Origin of the sequence: Phytobacter massiliensis JC163 (genome assembly GCF_000321045.1) — a bacterium.
Classification (GTDB): Bacteria; Pseudomonadota; Gammaproteobacteria; order Enterobacterales; family Enterobacteriaceae; genus Phytobacter_A; species Phytobacter_A massiliensis.
The window spans coordinates 458,837-480,041 of the sequence record NZ_HE578948.1 but is presented as its reverse complement, the minus strand read 5'-3'; the positions used below and the strand labels follow the sequence as shown (position 1 = coordinate 480,041).

Sequence of the window (21,205 nt, the reverse complement as noted above, 5' to 3'; positions counted from 1 at the left end):
CTGTTTCAGGCATTTGCCAAATTCCCCGCCGATTTTTGCTTATTATTTCCGCAAACGTGAATTGCCTGAAAGATCCGTGACTTATAAAAAACGCGAAAAATCAATCATCTACCCATTAAGGAGTAGGCAAAGGTGTAATTGATTTGCATCAATAATCGCGCCAGCTGAATCGTTAAGGTAGGCAGTAATAGAAAAGAAATCGAGGCAAAAATGAGCAAAGTCAAACTCGCTATCATCGGTAACGGCATGGTCGGCCACCGTTTTATTGAGGATCTTCTCGATAAAGCCGATGCCTCCCTGTTCGACATTACCGTGTTTTGTGAAGAACCCCGTAAAGCCTACGATCGCGTTCACCTGTCTTCTTACTTCTCGCACCATACTGCGGAGGAGCTGTCGCTGGTTCGTGAAGGTTTTTATGAAAAGCATGGCGTGAACGTGCTGGTTGGCGAACGCGCGATCACCATTAACCGTCAGGAAAAGGTGATCCACTCCAGCGCCGGGCGCACCGTCTACTACGACAAGCTGATCATGGCGACCGGCTCTTACCCCTGGATCCCGCCCATTAAAGGCTCTGAAACCCAGGACTGCTTTGTCTACCGCACCATTGAAGATCTCAACGCCATTGAAGCCTGCGCCCGTCGAAGCCGTCGCGGCGCGGTAGTCGGCGGCGGTCTGCTCGGTCTGGAAGCGGCTGGCGCGCTGAAAAACCTCGGCGTGGAGACGCACGTCATTGAGTTTGCCCCGATGCTGATGGCCGAACAGCTCGATCAGATGGGCGGCGAACAGCTCAAACGCAAAATCGAGAGCATGGGCGTGCGCGTGCACACCAGCAAAAATACCAAAGAGATCGTGCAGGAAGGCACCGAGGCGCGTAAAACCATGCGCTTTGCCGACGGCAGCGAGCTGGAAGTGGATTTTATCGTCTTCTCTACCGGTATCCGCCCGCGCGACAAACTGGCAACCCAGTGCGGCCTGGCCGTCGCTCAGCGCGGCGGCATCATGATTAACGATGCCTGCCAGACCTCTGACCCGGATATCTACGCCATCGGCGAGTGCGCCAGCTGGAACAACCGCGTTTATGGTCTGGTGGCGCCGGGCTACAAAATGGCCCAGGTCGCGGTCGACCATATCCTCGGCACCGCCAATGCCTTCGAAGGCGCGGATCTGAGCGCCAAGCTGAAATTGCTGGGCGTGGATGTAGGCGGGATCGGTGACGCGCATGGCCGCACGCCGGGCGCACGCAGCTATGTCTACCTTGATGAAAGCAAAGAAGTTTATAAACGGCTGATTGTCAGCCCGGACAATAAAACCCTGCTCGGCGCGGTGCTGGTGGGCGACACCAGCGATTTCGGCAACCTGCTGCAGCTGGTGCTGAACGCCATCGAGCTGCCGGAAAACCCGGACGCGCTGATTCTGCCAGCCCATGCAGGCAGCGGTAAGCCCTCTATCGGCGTTGATAAACTGCCGGACAGCGCGCAAATTTGTTCCTGCTTCGACGTTACCAAAGGCATGCTGGTTGCCGCTATCAACAAAGGCTGCCACACCGTCGCGGCGCTGAAAGCGGAAACCAAAGCCGGCACCGGCTGCGGCGGCTGTATTCCGCTGGTGACCCAGGTGCTGAACGCCGAGCTGGCGAAACAGGGCATAGAAGTTAATAACAACCTGTGCGAACACTTCGCTTACTCCCGTCAGGAGCTGTATCACCTGATTCGCGTGGAAGGGATTAAATCCTTCGACGAACTGCTGGAAAAACACGGCAAAGGTTACGGCTGCGAAGTCTGTAAACCGACCGTCGGCTCCCTGCTGGCCTCCTGCTGGAATGAATATGTGCTGAAACCGCAGCATACGCCGCTGCAGGACACCAACGACAACTTCCTGGCGAACATCCAGAAGGACGGCACCTACTCGGTTATTCCGCGCTCCGCCGGCGGCGAAATCACCCCGGAAGGATTGGTTGCTATCGGCCGCGTCGCCCGCGAATTTAATCTCTACACCAAAATCACCGGCTCCCAGCGTATCGGTCTGTTCGGCGCGCAGAAAGACGACCTGCCGGAGATCTGGCGTCAGCTCATTGAAGCAGGTTTCGAAACCGGCCACGCCTACGCCAAAGCGCTGCGCATGGCGAAGACCTGCGTCGGCAGCACCTGGTGCCGTTATGGCGTGGGTGACAGCGTGGGCTTCGGCGTCGAGCTGGAAAACCGCTACAAAGGTATCCGCACGCCGCACAAGATGAAGTTCGGCGTCTCCGGCTGTACCCGTGAATGTGCGGAAGCGCAGGGGAAAGACGTGGGCATTATCGCCACTGAAAAAGGCTGGAATCTGTACGTTTGCGGTAACGGCGGCATGAAACCGCGCCACGCGGACCTGCTGGCGGCGGATCTGGATCGTGAGACCCTGCTCAAATACCTTGACCGCTTTATGATGTTCTACATCCGTACGGCGGACAAACTGACCCGTACCGCTTCATGGCTGGACAATCTGGAAGGCGGCATCGACTACCTCAGAAGCGTCATTATCGACAACAAGCTGGGGTTGAACGAACAGCTGGAGGCCGAAATGGCCCGCCTGCGCGATGCGGTGATCTGCGAGTGGACCGAGACCGTCAACAATCCGCAGGCGCAGGTACGCTTCAAACACTTTATCAACAGCGACAAACGCGACCCTAACGTTCAGGTGGTGCCAGAGCGCGAGCAACATCGCCCGGCAACGCCGTATGAACGCATTCCGGTCAAACTGGTGGAGGAAACCGTATGAGCCAGTGGAACACCGTCTGCACAATCGACGACATCATCCCCGCCACGGGCGTCTGCGCGCTGGTGAATGATAAGCAGGTGGCGATTTTCCGCCCGCGTCATGACGAGCAGGTTTTCGCCATCAGCAATATCGACCCGTTCTTTGAAGCGAGCGTGCTTTCCCGCGGTCTGATTGCCGAGCATAACGGCGAACTGTGGGTAGCAAGCCCGCTGAAAAAGCAGCGTTTCCGCCTGCGTGACGGGCTGTGCATGGAAGACGAAAGCCGCTCTGTTGAGCACTATGACGTTCGCGTGAAGGACGGCCAGGTGCAGCTGAGAGGCTGATGAATATGGGGGTGCAATACCCCCGCTTTAAAATTTTCTCCCCTCTGGGAGCCTTTCAACTTTTTACACGAATCATTTGTGCTGCCTCGCAGCGGCAACTGAACGACTCCCCAGCAGCATAGTTCACTATATGACTGGGGTAAGTGAAGGCGGCCAACAAAGAGGCAGCGCGAAGGATGAAGTGTAAAGGATAATCACTATGTTTACCGACACCATTAATAAGTGTGCGGCTAACGCTGCGCGCATTTCACGCCTCTCGACCAATAACCCGGTAGGTTTCTGGATAAGCTCCGCCATGGCTGGCGCTTATGTAGGCTTAGGGATTATTTTGATTTTCACCCTTGGCAACCTGCTTGACCCCGCCGTGCGCCCGCTGGTTATGGGTGCGACCTTCGGTATCGCTTTAACGCTGGTGATCATCGCCGGTTCTGAACTCTTTACCGGTCACACGATGTTCCTCACGCTGGGCGTGAAAGCAGGCACCATCAGCCACGGCCAGATGTGGACGATCCTGCCGCAAACCTGGCTTGGCAACCTTATCGGCTCGGTCTTTGTCGCGCTGCTTTACAGCTGGGGCGGCGGCAGCCTGTTGCCGGTCGATACCAGCCTGGTGCATGCCGTGGCGCTGGCAAAAACCTCTGCGCCCGCAGGCGTACTGTTCTTTAAAGGCGCGCTCTGCAACTGGCTGGTTTGCCTGGCGATCTGGATGGCGATCCGTACCGAAGGGGCGGCGAAATTCCTCGCTATCTGGTGGTGTCTGCTGGCTTTTATCGCCTCCGGCTACGAGCACTCCGTCGCCAACATGACGCTGTTCGCCCTCTCCTGGTTCGGTCATCACAGCGATGCCTATACCCTCTCCGGCATTGGCCACAACCTGCTGTGGGTAACACTCGGCAATACTTTGTCCGGTGCCGTGTTTATGGGCCTGGGTTACTGGTATGCTACGCCGAAAGCGGAGCGCCCGTCTCCGGTAAAAGCTGCTCACAGCGAAGCGGCAATCAATAACTAAGAGGTAGTGTCGTGGACCATTTACCCATATTTTGTCAACTACGTGAACGCGCCTGTCTGCTGGTCGGCGGCGGCGAAGTCGCAGAGCGTAAAGCACGGCTTTTAATGGATGCGGGTGCACGGCTTACCGTTAACTCACTCACCTTCGTTCCCCAGTTTTACGCCTGGGCGAACGAAGGGATGCTAACCCTGGCAGAAGGCGACTTTAACGAAAGCCTGCTCGATCCCTGCTGGCTGGTGATTGCGGCTACCGATGATGAAGCCGTCAATCAGCGGGTTAGCAACGCGGCGGAATCGCGCCGTATCTTCTGCAACGTGGTGGACGCGCCGAAGCAGGCGAGTTTCATCATGCCATCGATTATCGACCGTTCGCCGCTGATGGTGGCGGTCTCTTCCGGCGGCACCTCGCCGGTGCTGGCCCGCCTGCTACGGGAAAAGCTGGAGTCGCTGCTGCCCCAGCATCTCGGCCATGTGGCAAGCTATGCCGGTAAGCTGCGTCGTCGGGTGAAGGAGAGCTTCGCCAGCATTGCTGAACGTCGCCGCTTCTGGGAAAAGCTGTTTGTGAACGACAGGCTGGCCCAGTCGCTGGCGAACCAGGATATGCCCGCCGTGACAAAGATAACGGAGCAGCTGCTTGCCGAACCGCTGGACCATCATGGCGAAGTGGTGCTGGTGGGCGCAGGGCCAGGGGACGCCGGACTGCTCACGCTTAAAGGGTTACAGCAGATTCAGCAGGCCGATGTGGTGGTCTACGACCGGCTGGTCTCTGATGAAATCATGAATCTCGTGCGCCGCGACGCCGATCGCGTATTCGTCGGCAAGCGCGCTGGCTACCACTGCGTGCCGCAGGAAGAGATTAACCAGATCCTGCTGCGGGAAGCGCAAAAGGGCAAACGGGTGGTACGCCTGAAAGGGGGCGACCCGTTTATCTTCGGGCGCGGCGGCGAAGAGCTGGAAACGCTGTGTCACGCCGGGATCCCCTTCTCGGTCGTGCCGGGCATCACCGCCGCCTCCGGCTGCTCTGCCTATTCAGGCATCCCTCTGACCCACCGCGATTTCGCCCAGAGCGTGCGTCTGGTTACCGGCCATTTAAAAACCGGCGGCGAGCTCGACTGGGCGAACCTGGCGGCGGAAAAACAGACCCTGGTCTTCTATATGGGGCTGAACCAGGCGGCGACCATTCAGGAAAAATTGATTGAGTACGGTATGCAGGCGGATATGCCCGTCGCGCTGGTAGAAAATGGCACCTCGGTAAAACAGCGCGTCGAGAGCGGCGTTCTGACGGAGCTGGCCGCACTCGCCCAGCGGGTGGAAAGCCCGGCGCTCATTATCGTTGGTCGCGTCGTTGGTCTGCGCGACAAGCTTAAATGGTTTTAAGAGATTCCCGGGTGCGCTTACCCGGGCGACACATCATGTAGCGCTGAAGTTTTCGTAGCCCGGATAAGGCGTTACGCCGCATACGGCATTCCCGGGTGCGCTTGCGCTTACCCGGGCTACGCATCAGGCAGCGCTGTAGTTTTTGTAGCCCGGATAAGGCGTTACGCCGCATCCGGGACCTCGCCTATATTTTTCTGCATTAAATTCAATACGTTAATCATTCCATAACAATACAGTTGCTAGCCGGTAGCAATTTTGTGATCTCTCTCCACAATACAATTCATCATATGTTGTTATATTGATTATGTGTCGTCATATAGCAAAGCAACCGTTGGCTGTCGGCGGCTTTCAGACGACGCCCTTTTGACCCTACATACAACATTCTAAAAAAGGTATTGATATGGAAAGCCAGGAACTTCAACGCAAGCTCGGCTTCTGGGCCGTGCTCGCCATCGCCGTCGGCACCACCGTCGGTTCCGGTATTTTCGTTTCAGTGGGAGAAGTAGCAAAAGCGGCAGGCTCGCCGTGGTTAACCGTACTCGCCTTCGTCATTGGCGGCCTGATCGTCATTCCGCAGATGTGCGTTTACGCTGAACTCTCTACCGCCTACCCGGAAAACGGCGCCGATTATGTCTATCTGAAAAATGCAGGTAGCCGCCCGCTGGCCTTTCTCTCCGGCTGGGCGAGCTTCTGGGCGAACGATGCCCCTTCATTGTCGATTATGGCGCTGGCGGTGGTCAGCAATCTCGGCTTTCTGATGCCGCTCGACCCGCTTACCGGCAAGCTGGTGGCGACGGGGCTTATCATCATGTTTATGCTGCTGCACCTGCGTTCCGTTGAAGGCGGCGCCGCCTTCCAGACGCTCATCACAATCGCCAAAATTATTCCTTTCACCATTGTTATCGGCATCGGTATTTTCTGGTTCAAAACCGATAACTTCACCGTGCCGGAGACAACGGCCACCGTTACCGCCGCCTCCGGCATTATGGCGCTGCTGGCAGGAGTATCGGCCACCAGTTGGTCTTATACCGGCATGGCCTCAATTTGCTATATGACCGGCGAAATCAAAAATCCCGGTAAGACGATGCCGCGCGCGCTGATTGGCTCCTGCCTGCTGGTATTAGTGCTCTATTCTCTGCTGGCGCTGGTTATCTCCGGCCTGATGCCTTTTGAAAAACTGGCGGCCTCAGGAACCCCCATTTCCGACGCGCTGACCTACATTCCGGCGCTGGGCAGCATGGCGGGTATTTTTGTGGCGATCACCGCGATGATCGTTATTCTTGGCTCGCTCTCCAGCTGCGTGATGTACCAGCCGCGCCTGGAGTATGCGATGGCGAAAGATAAGCTCTTTTTCAAATGCTTCGCCCATGTGCACCCGAAATACAACACCCCGGATGTGTCGATCGTTTTACAGGGGGCGCTGGGGATCTTCTTCATCTTTGTTTCCGATCTGACCAGCCTGCTTGGCTACTTCACGCTGGTGATGTGCTTCAAAAACACCCTCACCTTCGGCTCGATTATCTGGTGTCGCAAACGCGACGACTATAAACCGCTCTGGCGCACGCCCCTGTTTGGCCTGATGACCTTCGCCGCCATCGGCTCAAGCCTGATCCTTGTCGCCTCTACCTTTGTCTGGGCGCCCATTCCTGGTCTGGTCTGCGCCCTGATCGTTATCGCCACCGGCCTGCCTGCTTACGCCTTCTGGGAAAAGCGCAACCGTCGGCTGGCCGCACTTTCGTAAACCCGTCTGGAGAACGTTACATGTTGGATATTGATAAAAGCACCGTGGATTTCCTGGTTACCGAAAATATGGTGTCGGAAGTGGAGAAAGTTCTGCAACAGGATGTGCCCCGCGTTCACGGCATTGTTGATGAAATGCTTCGTCGCGGTATCGACCGGATCTATTTCGTGGCCTGCGGATCGCCGCTCAACGCTGCGCAAACGGCGAAACATCTTGCGGATCGTTATTCAGATTTACAGGTTTACGCCATGTCCGGCTGGGAGTTTTGCGACAACACGCCGCACCGCCTGGACAGCCGCTGCGCGGTGATTGGCGTGTCGGATTACGGCAAGACCGAAGAGGTCATTAAGGCGTTAGAGTTAGGCCGGGCCTGCGGCGCGCTCACCGCCGCCTTCACGAAAAAACCGGACAGCCCGATCACCGTCCCGGTGGAGTATGTGGTGGACTACCAGGCCGACTGCATCTGGGAAATCCATCTGTTGCTCTGCTACAGCGTGGTGCTGGAGATGGTAACCCGCCTCGCGCCGCATGCGGAAATCGGCAAGATCAAAACCGACCTGCAGAAACTGCCGCAGGCGCTGGGCCACCTGGTGCGCAACTGGGAAGAGAAAGGCCGTCAGCTCGGCGAACAGGCCAGCTCATGGCCGATGATCTACACCGTTTCCGCTGGCCCGCTGCGCCCGCTGGGATATAAGGAAGGGATCGTTACCCTGATGGAATTCACCTGGACACACGGCTCGGTTATCGAGAGCGGCGAGTTCCGTCACGGCCCGCTTGAAGTAGTGGAGCCCGGCGTACCGTTCCTGTTCCTGCTGGGTAATGACGAAAGCCGTCACACCACCGAGCGCGCCATCCGCTTTGTCAAAGCGCGTACCGATAACGTCATCGTTATTGATTACGCCGATATCGCCCAGGGCCTGCATCCGTGGCTGGCGCCGTTTCTGATGTTCGTGCCGATGGAGTGGCTCTGCTACTACCTGTCGATTTACAAAGATCACAACCCGGATGAACGCCGTTATTACGGTGGGCTTGTGGAGTATTGATTTCGCTATCCGGCCCGTCCGGGCCGGTTTTCCCGAAAGGAGAAGAGCAATGAAAACAGGCATGTTTACCTGCGGCCACCAGCGTTTACCGGTTGAAGAGGCGTTTCGTGACGCCCATGAGCTGGGCTATGACGGTATCGAACTGTGGGGCGGGCGTCCTCACGCCTTCGCCCCGGACCTGAAAGCGGGCGGCATCAGGAAAATTAAAGAGCTGGCCCGAACGTACCAGTTGCCGATTATCGGCTACACGCCGGAAACCAACGGCTATCCGTGGAATATGATGCTGGGCGATGAGCGCATGCGCCGTGAGAGCCTGGAGATGATCAAGCTGGCTATGGATATGGCCAAAGAGATGAACGCCGGGTTTACGCTGATCTCCGCCGCCCACGCAGGTTACCTGACCACGCCGGATGTTATCTGGCAGCGTCTCGCCGACAACCTGCATGAGCTGTGCGAATACGCGCAGGAGATTGAGATGGACCTGGTGCTGGAACCGCTTACGCCGTATGAGTCGAATGTGGTTCGTAACGCCAATGACGTGCTGCGCGCCCTTTCCCTTGTCCCCTCGCCGCGCCTGTACAGCATGATTGATATCTGCGCCCCCTGGGTACAGGGCGAGCCGGTGATGAGCTACTTCACTAAGCTTGGCGATAAGCTGCGCCATCTGCATATTGTCGACAGCGACGGCGCGAGCGACAGCCACTACATTCCCGGCGAAGGGAAAATGCCGCTGCGGGAACTGATGCAAGATGTTATCGCCAGCGGCTACGACGGCTACTGCACCATCGAACTGGTGACCATGTACATGAACGAGCCGCGGCTGTTTGCCCGCCAGGCGCTGGAACGCTTTCGCGCGTTGCTACCGGAGGCGCGCCCATGAAACGGCTGGCAACCATCGGCGATAACTGCGTCGATATCTACCCGCACCTGGGCAAAGCCTTTTCCGGCGGCAATGCGGTAAACGTGGCGGTTTACAGCACCCGCTACGGCATGCAGCCGGGTTGCGTGACCTGGGTTGGCGAAGACGAATATGGCCGGATGTTAAAAGACGACCTGGCCAGAATGGGCGTCGATACCTGTCACGTGCATGTGAAATGCGGCGTGACCGCGCAAACGCAGGTCGAGCTGAAAGGCAACGATCGGGTACTGGGCGATTATACCGAAGGGGTGATGGCGGACTTCACTCTGGATGAGCATGATTACGCCTGGCTTGAGGGCTACGATATCATCCACTCCGCCATCTGGGGCCACGCTGAACACGCCTTTCCCCGGCTGCACGCGGCGGGCAAAGTGACCGCTTTTGACTTTGCGGATAAGTGGGACAGCCCCCTCTGGCAGACTTTGCCGCCGCATCTTGATTTCGCCTTCGCCTCGGCGCAGCAGGAGGATGCGGCGTTACGGGCGCGTATGCAGGCGATAGTTGCGCACGGCGCGGGCATAGCTATCGTCACGCTGGGCGAAAATGGCAGCATCGCCTGGGATGGCGAGCGGTTTTACCGCCAGGCCGCCGCCCGGGTCGATGTGGTGGACACCATGGGCGCCGGAGATTCGTATATCGCAGGTTTCCTCTGCGCCTGGGCCTGCGGCAGGCCGCTTCCCGTCGCCATGGAGCAGGGTACGCTCAGCGCGGCGCGCACAATCCAGTACCACGGAGCATGGTAATCCGTCGCTGGCATGAGCCGCATCATGCCAGCGCTCTGTTACTCGCTGATAAACAACCCTATAATTCCCCTATTCCATTCTTTTCAGGGTTGAGCCATGCCAGCTACGGACCGCTATTCTCATCAACTGCTCTACGCCACGGTACGCCAGCGTCTGCTGGATGATATCGCTCAGGGCATCTACAAAGCCGGGCAGCAGATCCCTACCGAAAGTGAACTGTGCGCGCAGTACAACGTAAGCAGGATAACCATTCGCAAGGCTATCAGCGATCTGGTGGCGGATGGGGTGCTGATTCGCTGGCAAGGAAAAGGAACGTTTGTACAAAGCCAGAAGGTGGAAAACGCCTTGCTGACCGTCAGCGGTTTTACCGATTTTGGCGTTTCACAGGGTAAGCCGACCAAAGAGAAGGTGATAGAGCAGGCGCGTATCTCCGCCGCCCCCTTTTGTGAAAAGCTGAATATTCCCGGTAATAGCGAAGTGTTTCATTTGAGCCGGGTGATGTATCTCGACAAGGAGCCGCTGTTTATCGACAGCTCGTGGATCCCGCTGTCGCGCTATCCGCAATTTGACGAGCATTACACAGAAGGGGCATCAACCTACCAGCTGTTTCAAAAGCATTTTGACACGCGGGTAGTGAGCGATAAAAAAACGATCGATATTTTCGCTGCCACCCGTTCGCAGGTGCAGTGGCTCAAGTGTGAACTGGGCGAGCCGCTGTTTCGCATCAGCAAAATCGCCTTCGATCAGCATAACAAACCGGTGCACGTTTCCGAGCTGTTCTGCCGGGCCAACCGAATTACGCTGACCATTGATAACCAGCACGCGTAGCCAGAACATCCCGGATGCGGCGTAAAGACGCCTTATCCGGGCTACCTTCTGGTTAGGGTGAAGGATTCGTAGGCTTACGGCTTCGCCACGAAACCAATGGCTTCGTAGACTTTTTTCAGCGTTTCCGACGCGCGGGCGCTGGCTTTATCCGCCCCTTCCTTCATGATCTTCTGCAGCAGGGCTTCGTCATCACGGAAATGGTGGTAGCGCGCCTGCAGCTCGGTCAACATACCGGATACCGCATCCGCCACTTCACCTTTCAGGTGACCATACATTTTACCCTCGAAGTGCTGCTCCAGCTCGGCAATGCTCTGGCCGGTCACGGCGGAGAGGATATCCAGCAGGTTAGAAACGCCCGCTTTCTCTTTAATATCGTAACGCACTACCGGCGGCTCTTCGGAGTCGGTCACCGCGCGTTTGATCTTCTTCACGACCGATTTCGGATCTTCCAGCAGGCCGATAACGTTGTTGCGGTTATCGTCGGACTTGGACATTTTCTTCGTCGGCTCCAGCAGGGACATCACGCGCGCGCCGGATTTCGGAATAAACGGCTCCGGCACTTTGAAGACGTCGCCGTAGATGGCATTAAAACGCTGGGCGATATCGCGGCTCAGCTCCAGATGCTGTTTCTGATCTTCCCCTACCGGCACCTGGTTGGTCTGGTAAAGCAGAATGTCCGCCGCCATCAGTACCGGATAATCAAACAGCCCGGCGTTGATGTTTTCCGCATAGCGGGAAGATTTATCTTTGAACTGGGTCATGCGGCTCAGTTCGCCGAAGTAGGTGTAGCAGTTCAGCGCCCAGCTCAGCTGCGCATGCTCCGGCACGTGAGACTGTACGAAGATGGTGCTTTTTTCAGGATCGATCCCGCACGCCAGGTAGAGCGCCAGAGTATCAAGCGTCGCTTTACGCAGCTGCTGCGGATCCTGACGCACGGTAATGGCGTGCTGGTCAACGATGCAGTAGATACAGTGATAGTCATCCTGCATGTTCACCCATTGACGCAGCGCACCCATGTAATTACCAATGGTCAATTCACCTGAGGGCTGTGCGCCGCTGAATACGATGGGCTTAGTCATTTTTCACTTCCTGAGTTTCACTGTGCGGGAGCCCGAGCGCGGGCAGTAGTTCGTTAAAGCGGTCGAACACATAGTCCGGCTCGCTTAAAGTAATCGGTTCGCCGTAATTGTAACCATAGGTCAGCCCTACAGAGCAACAGCCTGCGGCGCGAGCGGCGAGAATATCGTTGCGCGAATCGCCAACGAACAGCAGTTCACCCGGCGCGAGAGCCAGCTTTTCGGCCACCAGCAGCAGCGGTTCCGGGTGCGGCTTTTTGTTCTTCACGTCGTCACCGCCGATAACCACATCAAAATAGCTATCGATGCCCAGCGCTTCGAGCAGCGGCGCGACGAAGGGGGTGGGTTTATTGGTCACCAGCGCCAGCGGCAGGCCCTTACCATGCAGCGCCGCCAGCGTCTGCGCCACGTCAGGAAAGAGAACGCTCCCCTCTTTCACCGACTCGGCGTAATAGCGGTCGAACAGCTTACGCAGCATAAACGCCTGCTCTTCCTGCGGAATATCGGCGCTGTCGATAGCGGGCTTGCCGATGGCGGCACGCTGCGCGTTACGCTCCTGCAGCGACCACGCCAACGCGCGGGACATCAGCACATCCGCACCGTTGCCAATCCAGGTAATTACCCGCGCTTCACCCGCCTGCGGCAGCTCCAGCGCGTACAGGGCGTTATCCACCGCCGCGGTTAAACCCGGCGCGCTGTCCACCAGCGTGCCGTCCAGATCGAACGCTACTCCTCGAATCGCCTGCATCTTAACCATGACTTACCTTTGCCAGTTCACTGCGCATTTCATCAATCACTTTTTTGTAATCCGGCTGGTCAAAAATGGCCGAGCCCGCGACAAACATATCCGCCCCTGCCGCCGCGATCTCTGCGATATTGCTGGCTTTCACGCCGCCGTCTACCTCCAGGCGAATGTCGAAGCCGGATGCGTCAATGCGGCGACGCACTTCACGCAGCTTTTCCAGGGTATGAGGAATAAATGATTGCCCGCCGAAGCCTGGGTTAACCGACATCAGCAAGATAACGTCCAGCTTATCCATCACGTAATCGAGATAGCTCAGCGGCGTGGCCGGGTTAAAGACCAGCCCTGCTTTGCAGCCATGCTCTTTAATCAGCTGCAATGTGCGATCGATATGTTCTGAGGCCTCGGGATGAAAGGTAATGATGCTGGCGCCGGCGGCGGCAAAATCAGGTACCAGCCGATCGACGGGCTTTACCATCAGGTGGACATCAATCGGCGCGGTGATGCCATACTTGCGCAGCGATTTCAGCACCATTGGGCCCATCGTCAGGTTCGGCACATAGTGGTTGTCCATAACATCAAAATGAACCACATCTCCACCTGCGGCCAGCGCGCTGGCTGTGTCTTCGCCCAGACGGGCAAAATCCGCCGACAGAATGGAAGGGGCAATCAAATACTGTGTCATCCGCATCTCCTTTTGAACAAATTCTGGTCAATTATACCGGTTGAAGACGAACGCATTATCGAGAGCGTTACTTCAGGCTGGCCGCCGTCGGGTGATACAAGGCCAGCAGTTCGTTCACTTTTTTACGCGTCCCGCCGTTACTGCTGATGCTGCGCCGTACTTTCACCACATGGAGCTTTGCCTGACTATACCACTCGCGGGTCATCACGGTATCGTGATTGGAGATCAGCACCGGGATCTGGTTGCGCACCAGATTTTCGGCGATCTCCGCCAGATGCGCCTGCTGCTCCAGACTAAAGCTATTGGTATGGTAAGCCGTAAAATTCGCGGTTGCCGAAAGCGGGGCGTACGGCGGGTCGCAGTAAACTACCGAGTTAGCATCCGCACGCGCCATGCTGTCCGCATAGGATTCGCAATAAAAAAAGGCATTCTGCGCCTTTTCCGCAAAGTGGTACAACTCCGCTTCCGGGAAGTAGGGCTTCTTATAGCGGCCAAAAGGCACGTTGAATTCGCCGCGCAGGTTATAGCGGCACAGGCCGTTATAGCCGTGGCGATTCAGATACAGAAAAAGCGTCGCCCGACGGAACCCGTCCTGGCTCTGGTTGAACTCTTCCCGTAGCTGATAGTAGGTTTCAGACTGGTTAGTCGAGGCGGTAAACAGCTCCCGCGCGCTCTGAACATACTCATCAGCGCGGTCTTTAACAATATTGTAAAGCCCAATAAGATCGCTATTGATATCCGCCAGGATGTAACGAGAGTAGGTGGTATTGAGAAATACCGAACCTGCGCCCACAAAGGGCTCGATCAGGCACTCGCCCTGCGGCAAATGCCGTTCTATATCGGCAAGCAGGGGGTATTTTCCCCCTGCCCATTTCAGAAAAGCGCGATTTTTTTTCATGCTGGATGATTGATTACACTCTCTCCGGCTGTGGAGACAGCTCCAACAGCATCCTGCGCTTTATACACATAACTTATCTGCCTTGCGGACGGCGCGACCTTGTGACATCGACAGCGCGATAGTTTGCGCTGTCGACGTTTCAAGGTTGCCATACTGGCGCACCCTAAAGAACGGGCGAAATGAAATTACCGCAGATCGGCCTGTACCTGATTGAGCGGTTTGGCCCAGGGGTTTTTCGCCTGAACATCAGCGGGTAGCGTAGAGACCGCGCGTTTCGCCTCATCTTTCGAAGCATAAACGCCGCTTACCAGCACATACCACGGCTGACCGTTACGGGTTGTCTCATAGACCACAAAGTTTTTCAGATTCTCTTTTTTCGCCCACGCGTTCAGGTTGTTGTAGTTAGAAGAACTACTCAGCTGCAGCGTGTAGTGGCTGGACGGTGCCGATTTCAGCGATCCGACGTTGCCCGTTGAAACCGGCGCAGCGGTGCTGGCGGTTTTCGGCGGCGTTGTGGTCGTAGTAGCAGTAGCAGCCGGCGCTTTCGGCGCGGTTGCTGGCGGCGTCGTGGTCGCCGTTGCCGTCGGCGCTTTCACCGGCGCGGCAGGAGTGGTCTCAGCGCGTTTAGGCGCCTGCGCGACAGCCTTCGGCTCCGTTTTAGCGACCGGCGCTTTCGCCTGCTGCTGCGGCTGCTGGCGTTTCGGCTCGATCACCACCGTTTTGCGCTCTGGACGGGTGGTTGTATGGCTTTCGCCTGCTGCTGCATTGTGTGCGGATGAACCGCCGCCGTTGCGCACCGGCGCGACGGTAGCCGGTTCAGTCGGCAGGGTGCTGCTTGCCACGGCGCTGTCAATTTGCGTCTGGTTTTGCGGCTGCGACAGCGCGGTGTTCAAATCGCCCTGTACTTCAAGACGCTGCTGGCCCTGCTGGGTAGCAGGCGTCTGGCTCTGCGACGGGGTAGAGGAGATAGGCGGAAGCGTGACTTCCTGGCCTTGCTGCGAAGACGCGCCTGCGGTCTGTTCCGCAGAGGTCGTGCCAGGAGCAGGCTGAGCGCCATTCGCCTGATCGGCTGCGCCGCCGTTGCCGGAGAGATCGATATTTCTGCTGGCCGGCTCATTCTGGCTGGCAGCGGTGTCGTTCGACGGCGCTTTCAGCGCCGAACCAATGCCGACAATCAGCAGCAGCAGCACCAGAACGCCAACCCCCATCATGATGTACTGACGGGACGCAGGCTTCGCGGCAGCGGCTTTTTTACGTTTACGGGGACGGCGTTCTACACGCTCCTCGTCAACTGAGTCCTCTTCCGGCTCATAATCTTCTTCATACGCTTCGCGTTCATCACGCGCTTTACGCGCACGAGAAGGACGACGATCGTCGGCGTCGAGCTCAACGTCGTCAAAGTTGATTTGCGGCTCATCAACACGTTCAGAAGATTGACGAGAACGACCAGTACGACGATCGCTGGGATCGGGTTTCAGCTCGTCTTCTGGTTTGAATTCATCCATTTAACACCCCACTCAAAGGCTTATGCCAACGACAATCGCACATCACCCGAAGTTAAACACCACGCACGCGCGGCAAACCTTTCTAATCATTACGCCTGCTGACAATCAGCAATAGCGCCAAGGACAACCTCTTGTGACACTCCGCCACGTACTTCGCTTTTCCCTAAAGCCAGCGGGAGCACTAAACGCAGTTCGCCCGCCAGCACTTTTTTATCGCGCAGCATATGCGGAATATAGGCCTGCGCGGACATCTCCTGCGGGCCATTCACCGGCAAACCTGCGCGTTCAAGCAGCGTGATAATGCGCTGCGTATCTTCGTTACGGAACTGGCCTAACCGCTCTGATGCGCGCGCCGCCATGACCATGCCCGCCGCGACAGCCTCTCCATGCAGCCAGTTGCCATAGCCCATTTCAGCTTCAATGGCGTGACCGAAGGTGTGGCCCAGATTGAGTAAAGCACGTAAGCCTGTTTCACGCTCGTCAGCGGCGACAACTTCGGCCTTCAGCTCACAACAACGGCGAATACAGTAAGCCATTGCCGCGCCGTCCAGACGCAGTAGCGCATCCAGATTCTCTTCAAGCCAGACGAAAAATTCACCGTCAAGAATGATGCCGTACTTGATCACTTCCGCCAGACCGGAAGAGAGCTCGCGGGCAGGCAGCGTGTTCAGGCAGTCAAGATCCACCACCACCGAGGCCGGCTGGTAAAACGCGCCGATCATGTTTTTGCCAAGCGGATGGTTGACGGCGGTTTTGCCGCCGACGGAGGAGTCGACCTGAGAAAGGAGTGTGGTAGGCACCTGGATAAAGCGTACGCCGCGCTGATAGCTGGCGGCGGCAAAGCCGGTCAGATCGCCAATGACACCGCCGCCAAGCGCAACGAGAGTGGTATCACGACCGTGCGGTTTTTGCAAAAGCGCGGTAAACACCGTATCCAGCACCGCCAGGCTTTTGTACTGTTCGCCATCGGGTAGCACGACGCTGTCGACCTTCACGCCTGCCGTTTCCAGCACGTGACGAAGCTTGTCGAGATAGAGCGGAGCCAGCGTTTCATTGGTCACCAGCATCACCTGGTCACCGGCTTTCAGGGGTGAGAAGGAAGCTGGATCGTTGAACAAGCCAGCCGCGATGGTAATGGGGTAACTACGCTCCCCAAGAGTGACTGTGATCCTCTCCATTGCGCGACATCCACCTTAAATGCTTAGCCTGGCCCCAGGCTATAAGTTTGTCATTCTGAAACCTGGCTGCTCGCGCCCGCGAGTCATGCAAATACGTCCCGGTAGCCGGGTTGCGGATATCCAGTCATTCCTGCAACCACTGCGCAAACCCGCAGGCAAGTGCTTTAAAGCCAGAATTAGTTGCTTTCCAGCATATGGATAATCTGGTTAGCAACCACTTTAGCGCTCTGATCGTCAGTACGAATGGTTACGTCGGCAATCTCTTCATATAGCGGATTGCGTTCGTCAGCCAGCGCTTCCAGCACCTCACGCGGCGGAGCTTCCACCTGTAAGAGCGGACGTTTTTTGTCACGTTGAGTACGAGCCAGCTGCTTTTCGATAGTGGTTTCCAGATACACCACTACACCACGGGCGGAGAGACGATTACGGGTTTCGCGAGATTTCACAGAGCCGCCGCCGGTCGCCAGTACAATTCCCTGTTTTTCCGTTAGCTCATTGATGATTTTTTCTTCGCGATCGCGGAAACCTTCTTCACCTTCTACATCGAAGACCCAGCCCACATCAGCTCCGGTTCGTTTCTCAATCTCTTGATCAGAATCGTAAAATTCCATATTGAGTTGTTGAGCTAACTGACGCCCAATAGTGCTTTTGCCGGCACCCATAGGCCCAACCAGAAAGATATTGCGTTTCTCTGCCATTTTTTCGGTACTACTAAGACTATTCGTTGATGATAAATCCGCTCCGTTGACACCGTGCGAAGCCGGACATGAACTGAAACCTCATATGCGATAGTGCGAGAGTCAGACCAAAAATTATCTCAGTACTGCAACAGGTTTGGCAACTGAATAAATCACCAACCTGACGTTAATACGACTTATGGTAAGACGGAGATAGCTGACGCTCAAATCGGTACTCCTTGTAAGCTAAATCATCTCTCACGTCAAACACCTGTCGCGTGTTGTGCATAAAAAGGAGCGCAGCCCAGGTATGGATCAACGTACAGGGACAAGGCGTGGCGTAATAAAGACCACCAGTTCGCGGCGTTCATTATCTTTTCCGTCATGACGAAACAGTCGACCAAGCCAGGGAATGCTGCCAAGCAACGGCACGCTGTCAGTGGCCGCTTTGTTTTTTTGAGAAAAAATGCCGCCCAGCGCCAGCGTATCGCCGCTGTTAATCTCTACCTGCGTTTCAATTTCCTGCTTATCGATGGCCAGCACCTCGCCATCGGCCTGCTGGAGCACCTGCCCCGGCACGTTCTGGCTGATCCGTAGTTTCAGGCGCACGCGCTTATCAGGCAGCACGGTCGGCGTGACCTCCATACCGAGCACCGCCTCTTTGAACTCCACCGACGTGGCCCCGCTTTCGCCGCTGGAGACCTGATAGGGGATTTCGCTACCCTGCTTTATGCTGGCGGGCTGCCTGTGCGACGCCAGCAGCCGCGGGCTGGCGATAATCTCCAGCTGCTGTTTTTGCTCCAGCGCTGAAAGCTCGAGATCCAGCAGCCGTCCGTTGATGCTGCCGATATTAAAGCCCGCCCGCACGGTGGCCTCCTCCACGGAGAGATCGGCCGAAAGCGCGGTAACCTGCCCGCGCTGACCGGGCTTTGTCGCCTCAGCCAGCCCCCATTTAACGCCCAGCTCGCGCAGGCTTTTCTCATTGATGGTGACGATATGTGCCGCCAGTTCCACCTGCTCAATGGGCAAATCCATTTGCGCCACCCACTTTTCCATGGCGTTCAGGGCGGCCTTGTGATCGCGGATCAGCAGGCGGTTGAGCCGCGTGTCGACGGTCAGCGTGCCTTTCGGGCCAAGCAGTTTCGCCCCCGCCTTCGCCAGTTCCCCCGCGTCGGCATAGCGTAATGCGATACTGCGATCTTCCAGCGGCAGGCTCTGTTTCTGTTTTTCCTGCGCCGCCTCGCGGGCGTCGCGCTGTTGTTGTAGCCAGGCGGCGGAGTGGACGAACAGAATGTTGCCTTCGCTACGCAACGACAGCCCGGCGCTGGCGACGACGGTCTGCAACGCCTGCTTCCACGGCACCTCCACCAGATGTAGCGAGAGGGTGCCGGATACCTCCGGGGCGATAACAAGGTTGCGTTTTTCCTGCTCGGCCAGCGCCTGTAATACCTGCGCTACCGGCACATCATCCACCATCAGCGTGACCGGCGCGGGCGCTTTTGCGCTTGCCAGCGTGCTGATAAGGCACAGCATCGCCATCACTTTTTGTCGCATCCTGAACTCCTTCTCGTTGCCAGCGCCAGCGCTGGGGCTCGCATCCCTGAGCAAGCGTGATACGCATTGCCTCTTTACCAACCTCATCAATTCGCCAGCCGCCGGGCAGGGTATCGCCAGCCCTTACGCGCCGCCACCGGCCTTGCGGTTCGCGCACAATGCCCGTGGCCGCTTCCCCGGCGACAACCATCCCCTGGTAGCGCCACTGGGTAAGCGCCGCTGCCATACAGCGGTCCGGCGGCGGCCTGAACGGGTCGCGCATCGCCGTGAGCAGGAGCATCAGTAAAACCGCCGCCGCCAGGCGTTTACTCCTGCTCATCGTCTTCCACCTGCAGTAAAAAGTGCAGCCCGCCCTCTTTGGCGGTGACGGAGAACGCTGGCGCGCGCATATGGCATTCAGCAAGATGAGAAAAGACCGCCGGTATTCGTTCCCACGCCGCATCAAGAGTCATCTCGCCGCCGCGCAGGGATGGCCGCCATTGAATCAGCCGCAGCCCCGGCTCGCTAAATGCCAGCGGCGAAAAGGGCGTTTTGCTGGCGACAAACGCCGGTGCAGGGGGTTTCAGCGCCAGCAGCGCACGCCAGCGCGCCGCAAGCTGCGCCTGCGTAGCCGCCTGCTGCTGCTCAAGTGACGCCCGCTCCCGCGACACGGGCTGCACCAGCCCCCACCACAGCAGCAACGAAAGCATCGCCATCAGCAGCGCCATGCAGCCTGCGCGCCCCCTCGCGGTTAAGCCGTACCAGATATCAAGGCAGCGCCACATGCTCGCTATCCTCAACAAGCTGATATTGAAAGCGCCAGCGCCCCTGCGTATCCCGCGCCGTCTCGCCGGTGTGGCTCAGGCGAAAGCCGCGCGTCGCTTTCAATGCATGCTCCATGTCATGCAGGGCCGAAAACGAACGGGCCAGGCCAGAAATGGCCAGTTGCCCCTGACGATACCGAATTTCGGTAAGCCAGGCGCTTTCAGGCATGGCTTGCGCCAGCGTCGACAGCCGGGGATGCCAGGCAAGCGTGGCCTCCAGCCGCTGCGCCTGCGCCTGCTGGCGAAGCCACGCCTCGTGGAGCGCCTGATAATGGGGCTGCCTGCCGCTCAGTGCGGCAAGGGCACCCTCGTCAGACCGCAGCCGCAGCGCGGCGGCGAGCCGGTCGACGCGGGCACAAGCGTACAGCCCGCCTGTCGCCAGCGCGATGACCAGCCCGCCCGAAAGAAGAAAGCAGCAGTAGCGCCGCCTGCTGGCCTGCCGCTGTCGCTGTCGCCACGGCATAAGGTTGACGAGCTGCGTCATCAGGGGCGCTCTCCCAGCGCCAGCGCAATGGCGACGGCGTAGCGGTCGCCGTTTTCCGGCAGCGGCGGCTGCAGCCGCACCAGCGTACCCCAGGGGTCAAAACCGTTCGCCGCGTCGCTACAGAGCGTTATCTGCGCCTCCGCCAGCCCAAGCGTTGCCGCCAGATCGCACGGCGCGGGAGCCTCTTCGCGCGCCCGCCGCCCCCAGCCGTACTGTGTCGCCCACAGCCATTGTGCCTCGTCCTGCCAGACAACGCAGGCGGCGGGGGGCGTCAAAAAGGGGATGAAGCGCTGTAGCGCGCAGGCGTCCGGGGTGATCGCCGCCAGGTTGAGGCGCAAATTTTTTCGCCATCTCCAGCAGCTCCGCCACCTCTCTACGCTGCGCGGCCGTCACGCTCCAGGCCTGCTCCAGCGAATCTTCCGCATAGTCAAAGCGCAGATCGTCTGTCGACATCTCCAGTTCGCGCGCCACCGCGTGAGACAGCCAGGTGGTCAGCGCTTTCTCCCGCAGGAACATGGCCGGGCGCGGCAGCTTTTTTTGCAGCGTTCGGGCAGCGGGAAAGGCAAGACGCACCTGATGGCGCTGCGGTAGCGCGTCGCGCCAGGGCTGGAGTGCGGAAAAGAGCTGCTGCGGCGCTTTAAGACGCCCGTTATCCACGGTGCCTGCCGGTAAAGGAATGTGCCACCAGCGGCGCAGCGCCCGCCCCGATCGACCAGAGGAGAGCGCCACGCTAAGCGCGCTATCTTGCTGAATATGCAGACCAATCTGCCAGTGCCCGAATGCCATAAATTGCGACCTCCCTATCGCCAGTCAAGTGAACGGCTATATCAATGCATCAGGCTTGCATTTATACTACCGCGCGGTTGT

General features: G+C 57.8%; 21 protein-coding genes. 9 read left to right on the top strand and 12 right to left on the bottom strand.

Going from position 1 to position 21,205, the window contains the following annotated elements; genetic code table 11:
* Nucleotides 1-210 precede the first annotated feature (210 nt).
* The 9 genes from nirB to ENTHG_RS19555 all read left to right on the top strand — a co-directional run bounded on the left by nirB (nucleotide 211) and on the right by ENTHG_RS19555 (nucleotide 10,736).
* Nucleotides 211-2,754: a nitrite reductase large subunit NirB gene (nirB, locus tag ENTHG_RS19595; RefSeq protein WP_044183747.1), complete on the top strand. Its 2,544-nt coding sequence runs from the start codon at nucleotides 211-213 to the stop codon at nucleotides 2,752-2,754.
* Nucleotides 2,751-3,077: a nitrite reductase small subunit NirD gene (gene nirD / locus ENTHG_RS19590; protein WP_044183744.1), complete on the top strand. Its 327-nt coding sequence runs from the start codon at nucleotides 2,751-2,753 to the stop codon at nucleotides 3,075-3,077. Before nirB ends, nirD begins: the two co-directional genes overlap by 4 nt.
* Nucleotides 3,078-3,276: 199 nt before the next feature.
* Nucleotides 3,277-4,086, top strand: coding sequence for a nitrite transporter NirC (nirC, locus tag ENTHG_RS19585; RefSeq protein ID WP_044183740.1), 810 nt, complete (start codon nucleotides 3,277-3,279; stop codon nucleotides 4,084-4,086).
* An 11-nt stretch (nucleotides 4,087-4,097) separates the two neighbouring features.
* Complete coding sequence (gene cysG, locus ENTHG_RS19580) at nucleotides 4,098-5,462, top strand: siroheme synthase CysG (protein WP_044183737.1); 1,365 nt, start codon at nucleotides 4,098-4,100, stop codon at nucleotides 5,460-5,462.
* 400 nt (nucleotides 5,463-5,862) lie between these two features.
* Nucleotides 5,863-7,203: a fructoselysine/psicoselysine transporter FrlA gene (frlA, locus tag ENTHG_RS19575; protein WP_044183734.1), complete on the top strand. Its 1,341-nt coding sequence runs from the start codon at nucleotides 5,863-5,865 to the stop codon at nucleotides 7,201-7,203.
* 20 nt (nucleotides 7,204-7,223) lie between these two features.
* The gene (frlB, locus tag ENTHG_RS19570; RefSeq protein ID WP_044183730.1) at nucleotides 7,224-8,246 is read left to right on the top strand and encodes a fructoselysine 6-phosphate deglycase; all 1,023 of its coding nucleotides are present in this window, start codon (nucleotides 7,224-7,226) and stop codon (nucleotides 8,244-8,246) included.
* A 49-nt stretch (nucleotides 8,247-8,295) separates the two neighbouring features.
* Nucleotides 8,296-9,126: a fructoselysine 3-epimerase gene (frlC, locus tag ENTHG_RS19565; protein WP_044183728.1), complete on the top strand. Its 831-nt coding sequence runs from the start codon at nucleotides 8,296-8,298 to the stop codon at nucleotides 9,124-9,126.
* Nucleotides 9,123-9,908, top strand: a complete 786-nt coding sequence (frlD, locus tag ENTHG_RS19560; RefSeq protein WP_044183725.1) for a fructoselysine 6-kinase — start codon at nucleotides 9,123-9,125, stop codon at nucleotides 9,906-9,908. The genes frlC and frlD overlap by 4 nt, the downstream gene beginning before the upstream one ends.
* Before the next feature lie 96 nt (nucleotides 9,909-10,004).
* Entirely contained in the window at nucleotides 10,005-10,736 is a 732-nt protein-coding gene (locus ENTHG_RS19555; RefSeq protein ID WP_044183722.1) for a GntR family transcriptional regulator, read from the top strand.
* A gap of 74 nt (nucleotides 10,737-10,810) precedes the next feature.
* Here ENTHG_RS19555 and trpS read toward each other — a convergent pair whose 3' ends face one another.
* The 12 genes from trpS to ENTHG_RS19495 all read right to left on the bottom strand — a co-directional run bounded on the left by trpS (nucleotide 10,811) and on the right by ENTHG_RS19495 (nucleotide 21,124).
* Nucleotides 10,811-11,815: a tryptophan--tRNA ligase gene (trpS, locus tag ENTHG_RS19550; protein ID WP_044183719.1), complete on the bottom strand. Its 1,005-nt coding sequence runs from the start codon at nucleotides 11,813-11,815 to the stop codon at nucleotides 10,811-10,813.
* Nucleotides 11,808-12,569, bottom strand: a complete 762-nt coding sequence (gene gph, locus ENTHG_RS19545; protein WP_044183716.1) for a phosphoglycolate phosphatase — start codon at nucleotides 12,567-12,569, stop codon at nucleotides 11,808-11,810. Before gph ends, trpS begins: the two co-directional genes overlap by 8 nt.
* The gene (gene rpe, locus ENTHG_RS19540) at nucleotides 12,562-13,239 is read right to left on the bottom strand and encodes a ribulose-phosphate 3-epimerase (RefSeq protein ID WP_044183714.1); all 678 of its coding nucleotides are present in this window, start codon (nucleotides 13,237-13,239) and stop codon (nucleotides 12,562-12,564) included. The genes gph and rpe overlap by 8 nt, the downstream gene beginning before the upstream one ends.
* 67 nt (nucleotides 13,240-13,306) lie before the next feature.
* Nucleotides 13,307-14,137, bottom strand: coding sequence for an adenine-specific DNA-methyltransferase (gene dam, locus ENTHG_RS19535; RefSeq protein ID WP_044183711.1), 831 nt, complete (start codon nucleotides 14,135-14,137; stop codon nucleotides 13,307-13,309).
* A gap of 185 nt (nucleotides 14,138-14,322) precedes the next feature.
* Entirely contained in the window at nucleotides 14,323-15,642 is a 1,320-nt protein-coding gene (gene damX / locus ENTHG_RS19530; RefSeq protein WP_044183708.1) for a cell division protein DamX, read from the bottom strand.
* A gap of 89 nt (nucleotides 15,643-15,731) precedes the next feature.
* Nucleotides 15,732-16,820 carry a 3-dehydroquinate synthase gene (aroB, locus tag ENTHG_RS19525; protein WP_044183706.1) on the bottom strand — a complete coding sequence of 363 codons (1,089 nt, stop codon included), beginning with the start codon at nucleotides 16,818-16,820 and terminating at the stop codon, nucleotides 15,732-15,734.
* Nucleotides 16,821-16,996: 176 nt separating this feature from the next.
* Entirely contained in the window at nucleotides 16,997-17,518 is a 522-nt protein-coding gene (gene aroK / locus ENTHG_RS19520) for a shikimate kinase AroK (protein WP_044183704.1), read from the bottom strand.
* A 294-nt stretch (nucleotides 17,519-17,812) separates the two neighbouring features.
* Complete coding sequence (gene hofQ, locus ENTHG_RS19515; RefSeq protein WP_044183701.1) at nucleotides 17,813-19,051, bottom strand: DNA uptake porin HofQ; 1,239 nt, start codon at nucleotides 19,049-19,051, stop codon at nucleotides 17,813-17,815.
* Nucleotides 18,963-19,370 (bottom strand): HofP DNA utilization family protein, encoded by a 408-nt coding sequence (locus ENTHG_RS19510; protein WP_052332740.1) that lies wholly within the window; start codon nucleotides 19,368-19,370, stop codon nucleotides 18,963-18,965. The genes hofQ and ENTHG_RS19510 overlap by 89 nt, the downstream gene beginning before the upstream one ends.
* Nucleotides 19,357-19,815, bottom strand: coding sequence for a HofO family protein (locus ENTHG_RS25720; protein WP_052332739.1), 459 nt, complete (start codon nucleotides 19,813-19,815; stop codon nucleotides 19,357-19,359). Before ENTHG_RS25720 ends, ENTHG_RS19510 begins: the two co-directional genes overlap by 14 nt.
* Nucleotides 19,799-20,338, bottom strand: coding sequence for a PilN domain-containing protein (locus tag ENTHG_RS19500; protein ID WP_044183699.1), 540 nt, complete (start codon nucleotides 20,336-20,338; stop codon nucleotides 19,799-19,801). The genes ENTHG_RS25720 and ENTHG_RS19500 overlap by 17 nt, the downstream gene beginning before the upstream one ends.
* Before the next feature lie 117 nt (nucleotides 20,339-20,455).
* On the bottom strand, nucleotides 20,456-21,124 hold the full coding sequence (locus tag ENTHG_RS19495; protein ID WP_425325303.1) for a DNA utilization protein HofM: 669 nt from the start codon (nucleotides 21,122-21,124) through the stop codon (nucleotides 20,456-20,458).
* Nucleotides 21,125-21,205: the final 81 nt, after the last annotated feature.

Excerpts from the sequence above, each read along its gene's own strand:
- nirB (WP_044183747.1), top strand. The coding sequence starts at position 211 with ATGAGCAAAGTCAAACTCGCTATCATCGGTAACGGCATGGTCGGCCAC.
- nirD (WP_044183744.1), top strand. The coding sequence starts at position 2,751 with ATGAGCCAGTGGAACACCGTCTGCACAATCGACGACATCATCCCCGCC.
- nirC (WP_044183740.1), top strand. The coding sequence starts at position 3,277 with ATGTTTACCGACACCATTAATAAGTGTGCGGCTAACGCTGCGCGCATT.
- frlA (WP_044183734.1), top strand. The coding sequence starts at position 5,863 with ATGGAAAGCCAGGAACTTCAACGCAAGCTCGGCTTCTGGGCCGTGCTC.
- frlB (WP_044183730.1), top strand. The coding sequence starts at position 7,224 with ATGTTGGATATTGATAAAAGCACCGTGGATTTCCTGGTTACCGAAAAT.
- frlC (WP_044183728.1), top strand. The coding sequence starts at position 8,296 with ATGAAAACAGGCATGTTTACCTGCGGCCACCAGCGTTTACCGGTTGAA.
- frlD (WP_044183725.1), top strand. The coding sequence starts at position 9,123 with ATGAAACGGCTGGCAACCATCGGCGATAACTGCGTCGATATCTACCCG.
- ENTHG_RS19555 (WP_044183722.1), top strand. The coding sequence starts at position 10,005 with ATGCCAGCTACGGACCGCTATTCTCATCAACTGCTCTACGCCACGGTA.
- trpS (WP_044183719.1), bottom strand. The coding sequence starts at position 11,815 with ATGACTAAGCCCATCGTATTCAGCGGCGCACAGCCCTCAGGTGAATTG.
- gph (WP_044183716.1), bottom strand. The coding sequence starts at position 12,569 with ATGGTTAAGATGCAGGCGATTCGAGGAGTAGCGTTCGATCTGGACGGC.
- rpe (WP_044183714.1), bottom strand. The coding sequence starts at position 13,239 with ATGACACAGTATTTGATTGCCCCTTCCATTCTGTCGGCGGATTTTGCC.
- dam (WP_044183711.1), bottom strand. The coding sequence starts at position 14,137 with ATGAAAAAAAATCGCGCTTTTCTGAAATGGGCAGGGGGAAAATACCCC.
- damX (WP_044183708.1), bottom strand. The coding sequence starts at position 15,642 with ATGGATGAATTCAAACCAGAAGACGAGCTGAAACCCGATCCCAGCGAT.
- aroB (WP_044183706.1), bottom strand. The coding sequence starts at position 16,820 with ATGGAGAGGATCACAGTCACTCTTGGGGAGCGTAGTTACCCCATTACC.
- aroK (WP_044183704.1), bottom strand. The coding sequence starts at position 17,518 with ATGGCAGAGAAACGCAATATCTTTCTGGTTGGGCCTATGGGTGCCGGC.
- hofQ (WP_044183701.1), bottom strand. The coding sequence starts at position 19,051 with ATGCGACAAAAAGTGATGGCGATGCTGTGCCTTATCAGCACGCTGGCA.
- ENTHG_RS19510 (WP_052332740.1), bottom strand. The coding sequence starts at position 19,370 with ATGAGCAGGAGTAAACGCCTGGCGGCGGCGGTTTTACTGATGCTCCTG.
- ENTHG_RS25720 (WP_052332739.1), bottom strand. The coding sequence starts at position 19,815 with ATGTGGCGCTGCCTTGATATCTGGTACGGCTTAACCGCGAGGGGGCGC.
- ENTHG_RS19500 (WP_044183699.1), bottom strand. The coding sequence starts at position 20,338 with ATGACGCAGCTCGTCAACCTTATGCCGTGGCGACAGCGACAGCGGCAG.
- ENTHG_RS19495 (WP_425325303.1), bottom strand. The coding sequence starts at position 21,124 with ATGGCATTCGGGCACTGGCAGATTGGTCTGCATATTCAGCAAGATAGC.